The sequence below is a fragment of the Desulfoluna spongiiphila genome (assembly GCF_900101345.1).
GTDB classification, from domain to species: domain Bacteria; phylum Desulfobacterota; class Desulfobacteria; order Desulfobacterales; family Desulfolunaceae; genus Desulfoluna; species Desulfoluna spongiiphila.
In genome coordinates, this window is sequence record NZ_FMUX01000001.1 from 401494 (window position 1) to 414266 (window position 12773).

A 12773-nucleotide genomic window follows, 5' to 3' on the forward strand; every position below is an offset into this window, starting at 1 on the left:
ATTGTTCTGGCTGCGGCCTGCCGCTTGCCACCTGCAAAGGACCGACAGGACATACCCCGAAACAACTCGGGCAGTCAAATGGATGGCGTCGGTCAGGAAGGGGGTGTGTACAGATAAATATATCCCAAACGATCATGGCGTGGAATGAAAAAGGCGACAAACAGGCCGTGATATCCGCGACATACACCGAAGGATTTGACACCCCGACCCGTTTCACGGTATTTTTCTAAAGTTACCGTGCCCATCACATGCGCCATCCCCATGGGATCTCCGACGCCGGCATCACCGGTTCTGCATCGGTGGCCCCCGGCCGCCACACGCCTGCCATTTTTCCCGACCCTCACCGAAGGGGGATTCATGATTGAAATCAAGGAAACCATCGCCGTTGAGAGGTCCATTGAAACGGTATTTCGCGTCATCAGCGATTTTACCTTCATCGCACAATGGGACCCCGGCGTTGTCTCCTCCGAGAAAGTGTCCGACGGGCCTGTCGGCGTGGGGTCGGCCTTTGCCCTGGCCCTCAGGTACGGAATCTTTTCCATGCGCATGGTCTATACCATCGCAGAGTACCTGCCCCCCTTCCGGGTGGTGCTCAAGGGGACCGGAGACTCCTTTGCCGTCACCGACACCATTGAAATGGCCGAAAACGGCCCCCTGACCACGGTGACCTACACGGCAGCCTTTGATCTGCCCGACATGCCGCCCCACCTTGCACCGGTGATCCGCCCTCTCCTGAAGCGTATCGGCCGAACCGCCATGGCCGGATTAAAGGCCGCCCTCTCCCCCAGTTCAGGGCCACCCCGGTCCGTCGCCCTCTTTTCGAGCGGAATCCACCCCGTGGACAGGGTGGCCGACGGCCTGGTGGTGCCCGGAGCCTTAGGCTTCAGCAAGTGGGGGCACACCCTGGCCAAATCCTTCTGGAAGCCCGACACCGAACTTCTCACCGGCAAGACCGTTGTCCTCACCGGGGCCACATCGGGCCTGGGCAAGGCCGCGGCGCTGGGACTGGCCCGGCGGGACCCCCGGCTCATCCTCATCGCTCGCAACAGGCAAAAGGCCCTGGAGACGAGCCGCGAGCTCACCCGCGCCACAGGCAACGAGAACATCACCGTGGCCGTGGCCGACCTGAGTATCATGGCTGAGATTCACCGCGTTGCCGACGAGATCCTTCAAGGGACGCCCTGCATCGACGTACTCATCAACAACGCCGGGGCCTTGTTTCCCCAACGCCAGACCACGGCCGAGGGACTGGAGCGCACCTTCGCCACCAACCTCCTGGGCGTGTTCACCCTGACCCGGAGACTCCTCCCAGCCCTTTGCCGGTCCAAGGCTCCGCGCATCCTCAACGTCGCCTCCGGGGGCATGTACACCCAGAGAATCCACGTGGGCGACCTGGAGATGGAAAGCGCCCCCTACGATGGCCCGACTGCCTACGCATGGGCAAAACGGGGCCTGGTGATTCTGACGGAACTCTGGGCCGAAACGTTTCGCCACCGCCCCTTTGCCGTCCACGCCATGCACCCCGGCTGGGTGGACACCCCGGGCCTTGCCGCCTCCCTGCCCCGGTTTCACAAAGCCATTCGCCCCCTGCTCCGCTCACCGGCCCAGGGGGCCGATACCCTGGAATGGCTGGCCTCGGCTGTGGCACCAGGCCAGTGCTCCGGCCTTTTCTGGCTCGACCGGCGCCCCCACGGCACCCATGTGTTTCCCGGGACCCGTGAAACAGAAGACGAACGCAGGCAGCTCCTTGAGGCCCTTACAGCCCATGAAAACCATCTGCGCCGTTAGAATGCTCCACAGGTGAAAAATGCCTCCGGCGGCCCTGCCGGGGGCCAAACTTTTGAAACGTTTGATAAACAGGTTTTAAAAACAGACTCCGTTTAATCCGAACCAATGGCGAATGTGATTTTCCCTGAGGAACGAAGGGGAAAGCGCATTCGCAACCTGCTTTCGAGGTGGCTCACCTCGCCGCCGGAGGCTGTTTTTTTGAGCTGAATAGTTACAAAAAAACGACCGAAACGGTGCGCCGCACTCCGATGCGGATTTTTGGTCCGTCGTTACCCGTGCCGCACAGGAGTGCGGCGCTCCAGGGGGCAAGGGGCTTTGGGGAGTGATGCCAATACACCAATCGCCCAAACGATGATCACGGCCGACGTTTGTTTTATAGGCGGATGTGATTTGCCCCGAGGGACGAGGGGCAAAACGCATCCGCAACCTGCTTTCAAGGTGGCACACCTTGCCGCCGGAGGCTGTCTTTGAATGCTTTTTTGCTCCGCCCCTGAACCGAACAGTCACCCCGTTTTCCTTTCCCGGCCCGCTCCCACACGATGCGGGCCAAGGAGTGCCATGTCCCCCATGAAACACACCATCCTGATTGTGGCCTGTTGCATCATGGCCCTGCCCGTCCATGGCCTGGAGCCTGCTGCCTCCATCGACGGGGTCCGCTTTGCCCTGGTCTACCCCAACGACCAGACGCCCCTTCGCTTAAGGGGCGTTGCAACCCTCAGGTACCTCCGGTTTATCAAGGCCTATGCCGGGGCGCTTTACATGCCCAAGGCCATCCCCTCGGACGACGTGCTCCGCGATGTGCCCAAGCGCCTGGTCCTTGAATACTTCCAATCCATCGACGCCGAGGATTTTGCAGACGCCACCCGCGCCATGGTGGAGAGAAACACCGACGCGGATACCTTTTCCCGCATCGCCCCGGAGCTGTACCGCCTCTGCCGCGCCTTCCGCTCCGTTGCCCCCACCGACCGCTACGCCCTAACCTACACGCCGGAATCGGGCCTTTCCCTCACCCTCAACGGCATCCTGCTGGGGACTTTTCAGGGGCCTGACTTTGCCCGGGCCATGTTCGCCGTCTGGCTCGGCGACGCCCCCATCGACAAGGCCTTTCGAAAGCGACTCCTGGGGGCGAAGTGAAGCCCGGGCCCGAAAGTCTGCCCTGTCCGGTCAAGCTCGCCTACGCCCTGCCCGCCTTTGCCATGGCCGTGGTGGGTATCCCCGTCTACATCTACATCCCCAAGTTCTACACCGACGTCATGGGCCTGGACATCGCCGTGGTGGGGGCGGGCCTGCTCGGTTTGAGACTCTTTGACGCCGTCACCGATCCGGTCATGGGAATGCTCTCCGACCGCACCGTCACCCCCTTCGGCAGGCGGCGGCCCTATATCGCCATCGGGGCCACCATTCTCTGCCTGGCCATCGCCTGCCTCTTCAACCCTCCCCAACTCGGCGAGGCGTGGACCACGGCCTGGTTTTTCATCTGGCTGGCCCTGGTCTTCCTCTCCTGGACCCTTGCGGTGGTGCCATACGAGGCCCTGGGGCCGGAACTCACCTTTGATTACCATGAACGAACGGTTCTCTTCAGCTACCGGGACGGGTTTCTCATCGCCGGCACCATGGTGGCGGCCATCGTCCCCGTGATCATCCGCACCGCCCTGCGATCTACCGATACGTCATTTACCGACCACACCGTCTTTTTCATCATGTCCCTTGTCTACATCCCCCTGATCCTTGCCTGCTGCGGCATCTGCGTCGTCAGGGTCCGGGAGAACCCCACCACCGCAGTGCCGGAGCCGTTTCACCTCAAAGAGAGCCTGGCACCCCTTCTGGATAACAAACCCTTCGGCATCCTGGTCGTGGCCTTTGCCTTCAGCGCCATCGCCGCCCAGATGCCCGCCACCCTGATCCTTTTTTATGTGGAACACGTCCTTGAATCCAACCGGGCCGAGCTGTTCCTGCTCCTCTATTTTGTCTCGGGGGTCGTCTTTCTCCCCGCATGGGTGCGGCTTGCCAGGCGAATCGGAAAAAAAGCGGCGTGGATGGCCTCCATGGCCATCAACACCGGCGCCTTCTTCTATGTCTTCTGGCTTGGCCCCGGTGACGAAGGGGTCTACGGGGCCCTGGTCTTTGTCTCGGGCATCGGCTTCGGCGCCGGCCTTGCCCTCCCCTCCGCCCTCACCGCCGATGTCATCGACTTCGACGAATCCCTCACCGGCAAACGGCGCGAAGGCCAGTACATCGGGGTCTTCTCCGTGGCAAAAAAAATGGCCGGTGCCACAGGCGCAGGCCTCGGCCTCTGGGCCCTCGGATTTTTCGGCTATGAGGCGGGCCAGCCCCAGGGACCAGAAGCCGTCTTTGCCTTGCGGACCCTGTACGCCCTTGTCCCCTGCCTCTTGAGCATTGTGGCTCTTGCCGTTGCCGGTTTCTACCCCCTTTCCCAAAAGCACCACCAAGAGATCATGGCTCAGCGTCCCTACCCTTAACCCGCAGATGTCATGCCTCCCCTTTTTCTTCGCCCCGGCACGTCAGATAAGGTTGACATTTCTATTCTTTTCGAAATATCATACCCGTCAATTCGCCTGCGAATCATACCAAAACAGGTGCTATTACAAGATGTTTCCCAACGGATAGCCGGACGCCCCGTTTCATCATTTCGTCCCAAAATCCCTTACCAAGCGTTTTCTTATTTGCCTACCGGAAAAGTTTTTCTGATGGCCCTCCCAACTGATGTAACCTGACGTGCCAAAGAGAAAGGAAGTTCCATGTCAAAAATCATTAAAATGTGCTCATTGATTCTCGTGGGCATTTTTTCCATTGCTGAAGCACACGCAGCCACAGGCAAAGCCTTCATTCAGCCCATCGTCACCGATTTCCCCCAGATCCAGCTGAACGTGAACATCCTGGACAGCAACGGTCACCCCGTTTACGGCCTGAAGCCTGAGCAATTCTCCCTTATGGAAGATTTAAAATCCGTTGAAATAACAGGATTTGAAGCAAAAAAGGCGGAGGAGATGAAACACAACAAGGTGGATATCGTCTTCGTCTTTGACGACACCGGCAGCATGGCAAGCGAAATTAAAGGACTCAAAGAGAAAACCATTGAGTTTGCCGATATCATCCAGTCCTCGGGGTTTGACTATGAGTTGGGTCTGATCACGTACAAAGACACCATCAACAAACCTTTCAGGCGCACAAAAAACGCCGAGGCCTTCAAAGGCTGGGTCTCCTCCCTGCATGCGACCGGAGGCGCGGATGAACCGGAAAATGCACTGGACGCCATAGAGGCCGCATACCGCCAGCCCTTCAGAGATGAGGCACGGGTCATCTTTATCCTGATCACCGACGCGACCTTCCATGCCCGGGACGCCATAAGCCCCCTCTCCATGCAGGAGATCATCACGGACCTGGCCGAGCGAAACATCCAGCTCCACGTGGTGGGCCCCAACATCGACCAGTACAAGGCCATGACCTCTGAGCTGGGCGGCACCTTCTACGACAAGGACTCAGGCCAGTTCAAGCGCATCATCACCCAGATTGCAGGGGGGAGCTCCGGTAACTACACCCTCACCTTCGCAAGCCGCCGCCCGTCCTACGATTTCACCTGGAGATCTGTCGAACTGACCCTTGCAGGCCACCCCCTGGCAGACAATGTCACGCAATACCAGGCTCCGAGCTGGGTGACCGCATCCAGTCGGCGATACAGCCTGAAGGGCAACGAAAGTCCCTATTCTCCCCACTTTGTGGTTGATGGGGACAAAAACACCTGTTGGGCCGAAGGCGTAGCGGGAAGCGGCGTTAAAGAGTGGATCGCCCTGAACTTCAATGAACCGGTAATGGCCGACCATTTTACCATCCACCCCCCGAAAAACGGGGTACGCATGCCATCGAGCATCTCCGTAACCCTCAACGGAGACGACAAGCGGCACTACGAAGTTGATCCCGGAAGCGGCCTTATTTCCGGGACCTTTGATAAAGACCTGCCCATCACGCAGTTCAAGGTCACCATCGAAAAGGCCAGCGGAGATACCGTCGGCTTCTCCAAGATCGAACTCTCCGGCGGAAAGCCCAGGGCATTGGTCGGACCCCTCAAAAAAGCCCAGGAGATCCGGTTCTCCCGTAAAATCTCACGGGACATGAACAAGAAGGGCGAAGAGCTCTATCACAAGAAAAAATACGATGAGGCCATTTACTACTACAAAGAGTCCATCGAAAAAGACCCCACCTATGCCCAGGCGTTCAGCAACCTCGGGCTGGCCTACCAGCGCGCAGACGACTACCCCAATGCCATCTGGGCAAACAGAAAGGCCATTGCCCTGGCAAGGGGGAAACACAAGAAAACCGTCAGCGCCAGCTCCTACTACAACATCGCTCGAATCTTCGAAGCGCAGAACAAGTACGAAGAGGCGCTCCAGAACTTCATCTGGGCCAAGTCATTCAAAAGCCACAGCGCTTACGATTCCGGCATCGCCCGCATGAATGAGAAGCTCGGGATGTAATCCCTGCCTGCCTCCGGCGATCCTGCCGGGGGCCCTGTTTTGCCTGGTCCGAAAGAGTGGGGTTGCCGCACAGGTTCATGAGCCCCACTCTTTCGGTACACCGTCTACATCGTTTGCAACGGAAAAAATGTGCGGGAAACTTTTTCACAAAGCGGCCCGCCCGAGGCAAGGGGACTACCCATGAGATACATTCTGATTCTTTTACTCATCTTCACCTCCGCCGCTCATGCCGCGGGCCCCGAAAAAATAGCAACCTATGACAGAAAGACCTGGCCGGAAGCCATTGACAGCAATGCCGCCTTTGACCGGGCCTCAGCCTTCGAAGGCTATCATTTCCTCGATGTGCTGAGCGCCGTGGACACAGGCAGCGCAGAGACGATCCGGGCATTCACCGGCGTCAAAGAACCCGACATGGCGTCTGTAAAAAGATGGGTCCGTTTTGCCCGGGGCGAGCTGGTTAAAAATTTCAACGCGGCCCAAAGGCAGGACGCCAAAGGGTGGGGCGGGGGCTCAAAAATTGATTCCGCAGAGACCTACCTGGCACTGATGCGGCCCCACTACCTCACCCTTCCTCCCGAGTACGATCAGTGGAAAGAGCGTTCCCGAAAATTCCATACCCGCTATGTGTACGAGCAACTTCGCCTGGCTGCCCTCTTCCCCCGGATCACAAGTGAAATTCTGAAACTGGATCAATCCGAACGCAACGGGTTTGAACTCAACGACAAGCAGTTCATCCTGACCTTTGATGATGGCCCCAGCCCCAATGGGGTCACCGGGAAAATGATCTCTGAGCTGAACAGCAGAAACCTTAAGGCGGCGTTCTTTCTTCTGGGGGAGCGCCTGGAAACATTGCCCCCTGAAAAAGCCCAAGCCCTTTATGCCGGACACTATGTGGGTTCCCACGGGTATACCCACAAGGCCCACCCCAGGTACGCCCAGTGGCAATCATCCATAGACAGGACCCATGCCCTGATCTCGGCTGTTTTTTCGACGCCTTCCAACCGCATCGGATTTCGCCCTCCGTACGGTCAGCGCACCCCGGAGATGATCGCGCACCTTCGCACCGTGCACCACAGCCTCGTGGCCCTCTGGAATATCGACAGCCAGGATTGGAACAGGAAAATCGGCCCTGACCAGCTATCCGACCGGGTGACCACCCTGATCCTGTTGTGGAGAAAAGGGATCATCCTCTTCCACGACATGTACCCGAAATCCATCGAGGCTGTCGGGGCCCTGCATGACTTTTCACGGGAAGCCAACATTGAATTTGTTGACCCCGGATAATAATCGGATCGTCGACGACCGGCCTGACGGTCCAAACAATTCGCAAGGCCTTCTTGCCACACTTGTTTAAACGTTTGGCACCGGCAGGGCCGCCGTGGCGTCACCGACACAGGTAGAGCTCATCCAAGGCCTCGAACAGGGCATTTCGGGCCTCTTCAAAGCGGGCCACCTCTGCCCGGGCCTCCTCGGCCTTTCCTTGGGCATGAAGGGACACCACCGCCTCTGCGCGGGTGTGGACCTCCTGGTGGCAGACGCCCACGGCCCGGTACTGGGGCAGGACGGCCACGGAATCGTCCACCGAGGCATACCAGCGGCCAAAGGCACACGCCCCGTGGCCGGGCACCTCGCCGGGTTCCATGGTCCGTATGCCCTGAAGGGCGGTCTCAATGCCCATCTTCCAGTCAAAGTGGGCATTTTTTACCTTGCCCATGTCAAAGAGCGGCGAGGTGACCCTAAACCGGCTGATGGCCTCCTGCAAAACAATGCCGATGGCCTTCTGTTCTCCGGCAAACCCGCCCACCTCAATGCACCGGTGGGACGTGCCGTCTGCAGCCTCTTTCACCGACCCGATCTCCCGGGAGACCAGGGCATTGACGCCCGAGGCGCTGGTCACATGCTCGTTGCCCTCCTGCATGGAACGGGACACGTCGTCGGCTTTGGCGGAGATCTCCCGGCTGGCATCGGCCTGCAGGGCCACGGCCGTGGCAATGGTGCTCACCATGTCGCTGACCCGGGTGCTGCTTTGGGTGATGCGGTCGATCACCTGCACGGTCTGGGTGGTGGAGTCCTGCACCCCTGAGACCCGGTCCTCGATCTCCAGGGTGGCCTCGGCGGTCTGCCTGGCCAGGGCCTTGATCTCATCGGCCACAACCGCAAACCCCTTGCCCGCCTCCCCGGCCCGTGCCGCCTCGATGGTGGCGTTCAAGGCCAGCAGGTTGGTCTGGTCGGCGATCTCTTTGATGGTCTCCGTCACCAGGGTAATCTGGCCGGCTGCCTTGCCCAGGGCCTCCACGCTGGTGTTGGCCAATTCCGCCTGGGCCACGGCCTCCCGGGTCATCTCCTTGGCCTGCTCCGACTGATCAGCCACTTCCTTCACGCTTGCGGTCATGGTCCTGGCCGACTCGGCCATGAGCCCCACCAGGCGATCCGACTCGTCGATGGCCGTTGCCATGGCATCCATGTTGGCGTTCATCACCTCGGATGAGGAAGCCACTTCCCCTAAGTCCGCTGACATCTGGCGGGCCCCACCGGACATCTCCCCTGCGATGCGGTCCATGTTCACCGAGGCATGGCCGATGGTTTCGGCGTTGCCCCGGATACTGCGGATCAGGCGCTCCAGGTTCCCGATGAAGGTGTTGAAAGCAAGGGAGAGCGCCCCGATCTCGTCGGGCTTCCCCTTGCCGCTGCCCATGGGAAGCCGCGCCGTCAAATCCGCCTCCCCGGTGGCAATGCCCTGGAGCATGGAGACCACCCGGTTCAGGGGGCGCACGATGCCGTTGCCCGTAAAGAGCCCCAGCCCAACGGCCACCAGAAGGCAGAGGATGCACACAAAGACCATGGCCACCAGAAACTCTTTTTGGACATGGAAAAACTCCTCCTCGGAGGCCGAGGTGAGCACCTTCCAGGAAAAGTCACTGAAATCCGCCGTGGCAAAGCCGTACACCATGGCATGCTCGGCGGAAGCCTCACGGAAAAATCCCCGGTCCCGGGCCTCCAGGTACGCCATGTTCTCCGACCCGTCGTCCAGGCTCTCTTGGAACATCCGGCCATACCCCTTGCTGCCCAGTTCATGACCGATGACCGTGCCGTCGGCACGCATAACCGTCAGGGACTTGCTCTCCCACCCAAGGGCCCTGAAGCTTTTCACCCGGCCCTCCAGCCACTGCTGCACCAGCTGCCATTTGACCCGGGCGCTCAAGGTCCCCAACACGCCGCCGTCGGCATCGGGTATGGCGGCGGAGATGACGATGGTGTACCGGTAGTCCCCGCCAAAGGGCGGCTGGGAGAGAACCGACCCTTCCGGCTGCTCGTGCCAGTCCGAGCAATAGGTCCCCCGGGAAAGGGTCTGCCGGTACCATGCCTCGTCTGCGTGCTGCCCGCCGATGAGGTGTGGGTCGCTTGCCGAGACGCAGGCACCGCCCTGATTCGTCACCATGAAAAAGGAGAATGGGTTGTCCTTGTCCCGCACCAGCCCGGTGAGCAGGGTGTCCACATCCCCGTAATCAAAATCCGTGATCAGGGACTGGCCCAGGATGGGGTTTGCCAGCAGCAGCCGGATGTCCCGGGTCCGCTGGTCCAGAAAATCCCGGAGGTATTCGGCGGCGATCTGGCTGTCCGCCACCATCTGCTCGGACTGACGCGATTCGATAAACCCTGAAATCCTGTAACTGGCATACCCAGCCACAAACAGCGCCGGCAACATCCCGACAATGATCATGGACAGCAACAACTTGACCTTGAGTTTCACGCTAATCACCTAACCTATCAGGTTGCAAACGCCACTGCGCAGCCCCTGCACCAGGCGGGCTTTGCGCACCTTTTCCATGGACGGCCCACCGCCGCTTACTGCTGTTTCATGATGGCCTGGATGATCCGGTAGTCTCCGATGGTGGCCTTGGCAAACCCATCGTATTTGGCGTTGATGGCCTTGATCTCCGGTGCGTCTGCGGGCAGCTCCTCCAGGAGTTTCTGGAGCTTCTTCGCCTTCTCCTTGCCCAGGGACGCGATGTTTGCGCAGATGGGAAAGTTCGGGATGGGCTTGGAGATGTCCAGGAATTTCAGGGAATCCTTGTTCTTCAGGGCGACACTCTCTTTGACGCCCCCTGCCGCCGCCTTTCCCTCAAGGACGGCCCGCACCACATTGGAATGGGAACCGGTCAAAAGATGGGTCCTGAGATCCCCCAGGGCCACCCCCTGCTTGGCCAGAAGGTACCGGGGCACCAGGTAGGACGAGGTGGACCCCTTGTCGCCGAAGGCAAAGACTTTCCCCTTGAGCCCGGAGATGTCCGTCACCGGAGAGTCCTTGGCGGCCACCACGTAGGATTTGTAAAACGGGGACCCTTTCTTGACCACTTTCACAATGGGAATAACCGTTTTCTTCTGGGTGTTCACCTTCACCGCCCCCACCGGGCCGATGTAGGCAAAGGCAAGCTCACCGGAAACAAGCGCCCTTTCGATGGCCTCGTAATCCGTCCCGATCCGAAGGGTCACCGGTTCGCCCAGGCTCGCGCTCAAATACTCGGTGAGGGGCGTAAATTTCTTCTCCATGATGTGTGTATCCTCCAGGGGAATCACACCGAAGGTCATGGCTGCCTGACCGGCACCCGCAAAGAAAAGCACCATCATGACGGAGAGTAACAGGGACTTTTTCATCTCAATTTCCTTCTTCTTGTTTCTCGTTAAAAAGACTAAGACGGGACAAGGGCCCCAGGGGTGGCACAAGGAACCGGGCAACGCGCAGGGCGTCCCCTCCCCCACAAAGAGAGTAAGGTGTGTATGACCAAAAGAAACGCTGGCAGGCTCAAGCGGGACACAAAACGATCACTCCGGCGGCGAGGCAGGCCTTGAAAACAGGCTGCTGCGAAAAAAGGTCGTGATGCGGGGCACAACAGATAATCAGGAATACATTGAATTGGATTCCGGATTTTAATATCAACTTAAGCTAAAAACTCCACAACTCAAAACACTACCCAATTCGTCCTATAACCACGTAAAACAGGAAAATTATAGATAGGCCGTAAATCGTTGTAAAGAATTTTATACTAACCCGGAATAGAAAAAGAAGTGAAAAAGATTCACCCATTCACATGGAGAATCGCATTTGATTTTAACAATCAGAGGCTTAGTGAAGTTTGCTCATGAATCACAAGAATGCAGCAAAGACATCCCCCGGGGCGATGCCAAGGCGCCCGCACAGCCCGACAGACCTCAAAACCGCAATGCGCCTTAAAAAAGAGGGCCGTACACCTGACCCGACTTAAAACCATGCCGAAAAGGCGAGAAAAATCACTGCGCCTTTTCAGCACTCCATTGACTTACATATCGCCTGAAAAGCAAAAAAAGTCATTGGTGCGACGGCCCCATTGGCGCCGCTCCAGGCCCCTCATCGCCCCTTGATCAGGACGTTCATAAAATGCTCGGTGGGAATACTCAAAGGACTGTTCTTGTTTGTGACGATGCCGATGGAGCGGGACGGCAGGGTCTCTTTGAGATCAAGAACGCGAACCACGGGATCGCCTGCCGGGATTGCATCGGCCATAACAAAGCCCACCCCCAGACCAATACGGACAAAATCCACGATAAGGTCGATGCTCTCCAGCTCGAACTCCGGGGCGAGCGTCATCTTCTGGGACCTGAAAAAGGTGTCCAGGTACCTGCGGGTATTGGTGTTGGGGGTCAGGGTGATCAGGGGTACACCGGTCAGGTCTTTGATGGAAGGGTGGGCCGGGAGCGTCCGGGCGCAGGCCTCCGTGGCGATGGCCACCTCCTGGAACCCCTTGATCTCGGTGACGTTCACCCCCTTCACCCGCATGGATTCGGGCAGGTTCACTACGCCGAAGTCCATCTTGCCCCCGGCGATGTCTTCCAGGGTCTGCATGGAGGGCTGGTTGGTGATACTGATCTTGATGTTGGGATAGTCTTCGTGGAACCGTTTGATATAATCCAGGAGAAAATAGCGGCAGATGGTATCACTGGCACCGATCTTCACCTCCCCGTAGCCCAGGGTTTTCGTGTTCTCAATGTTTCGCTCCCCTGCCTTGATCAGGTCATAGGCTTCGGAGACATGAAAAAAAAGCATCTCCCCTTCCTTGGTAAGTTGCATGTTCCGCCGGTTGCGGATAAAAAGCAGGGCCCCCAGATGGGTCTCCAGCTGCTTGATGGATTGAGATACGGAGCTCTGGGTCACAAAAAGGGATTCGGCGGCCCGGGTGAAGCTCAGCTGCCGTGCCGCGTGGTAGAAGACCTTGTACAATTCAAAATTTATGTTCACGCCGTGTCCTTATATTAGCCATGCCTTTTATTGACGTTATAATTATTAATTACATTTATAAAACCACCTGTGGTAAGTCAAGGGTGTCGTTGGGAGCGCGGCCACAGGGCCCGCCCCTTTGCTAATTAAGGACATACCGATTCACGACTCTTTGTGCGGCCACGCAGGTGTCCCAGGGAAACCGTGAACGACGAACACATACTTTATTCAGGGGTCTT

8 protein-coding genes are annotated in these 12773 nt (G+C 58.4%); 5 read left to right on the forward strand and 3 right to left on the reverse strand.

The window, feature by feature from the left end; genetic code table 11:
- Nucleotides 1-357 precede the first annotated feature (357 nt).
- The 5 genes from BLQ12_RS01740 (at nucleotide 358) to BLQ12_RS01760 (ending at nucleotide 7565) form a co-directional block, all read left to right on the forward strand.
- A complete protein-coding gene (locus tag BLQ12_RS01740) occupies nucleotides 358-1788 on the forward strand; it encodes an SDR family NAD(P)-dependent oxidoreductase (protein WP_175469428.1) in 1431 nt (476 codons plus the stop codon).
- Nucleotides 1789-2355: 567 nt separating this feature from the next.
- The gene (locus tag BLQ12_RS01745; protein WP_175469429.1) at nucleotides 2356-2922 is read left to right on the forward strand and encodes a chalcone isomerase family protein; all 567 of its coding nucleotides are present in this window, start codon (nucleotides 2356-2358) and stop codon (nucleotides 2920-2922) included.
- The gene (locus tag BLQ12_RS01750) at nucleotides 2919-4268 is read left to right on the forward strand and encodes an MFS transporter (protein ID WP_254781947.1); all 1350 of its coding nucleotides are present in this window, start codon (nucleotides 2919-2921) and stop codon (nucleotides 4266-4268) included. Before BLQ12_RS01745 ends, BLQ12_RS01750 begins: the two co-directional genes overlap by 4 nt.
- A 279-nt stretch (nucleotides 4269-4547) precedes the next feature.
- On the forward strand, nucleotides 4548-6281 hold the full coding sequence (locus BLQ12_RS01755; protein ID WP_092207653.1) for a tetratricopeptide repeat protein: 1734 nt from the start codon (nucleotides 4548-4550) through the stop codon (nucleotides 6279-6281).
- A 180-nt stretch (nucleotides 6282-6461) separates the two neighbouring features.
- A complete protein-coding gene (locus tag BLQ12_RS01760) occupies nucleotides 6462-7565 on the forward strand; it encodes a polysaccharide deacetylase family protein (protein WP_092207655.1) in 1104 nt (367 codons plus the stop codon).
- Between the two features lie 100 nt (nucleotides 7566-7665).
- On the opposite strand, the gene BLQ12_RS01765 is transcribed toward BLQ12_RS01760, so the two are convergent.
- The 3 genes from BLQ12_RS01765 to BLQ12_RS01775 all read right to left on the reverse strand — a co-directional run bounded on the left by BLQ12_RS01765 (nucleotide 7666) and on the right by BLQ12_RS01775 (nucleotide 12555).
- Nucleotides 7666-10032 carry a methyl-accepting chemotaxis protein gene (locus tag BLQ12_RS01765; RefSeq protein ID WP_092207657.1) on the reverse strand — a complete coding sequence of 789 codons (2367 nt, stop codon included), beginning with the start codon at nucleotides 10030-10032 and terminating at the stop codon, nucleotides 7666-7668.
- A 95-nt stretch (nucleotides 10033-10127) separates the two neighbouring features.
- Nucleotides 10128-10937: a phosphate/phosphite/phosphonate ABC transporter substrate-binding protein gene (locus BLQ12_RS01770; RefSeq protein WP_092207659.1), complete on the reverse strand. Its 810-nt coding sequence runs from the start codon at nucleotides 10935-10937 to the stop codon at nucleotides 10128-10130.
- Between the two features lie 730 nt (nucleotides 10938-11667).
- Complete coding sequence (locus BLQ12_RS01775; RefSeq protein ID WP_092207661.1) at nucleotides 11668-12555, reverse strand: LysR family transcriptional regulator; 888 nt, start codon at nucleotides 12553-12555, stop codon at nucleotides 11668-11670.
- Between the last annotated feature and the right edge of the window lie 218 nt (nucleotides 12556-12773).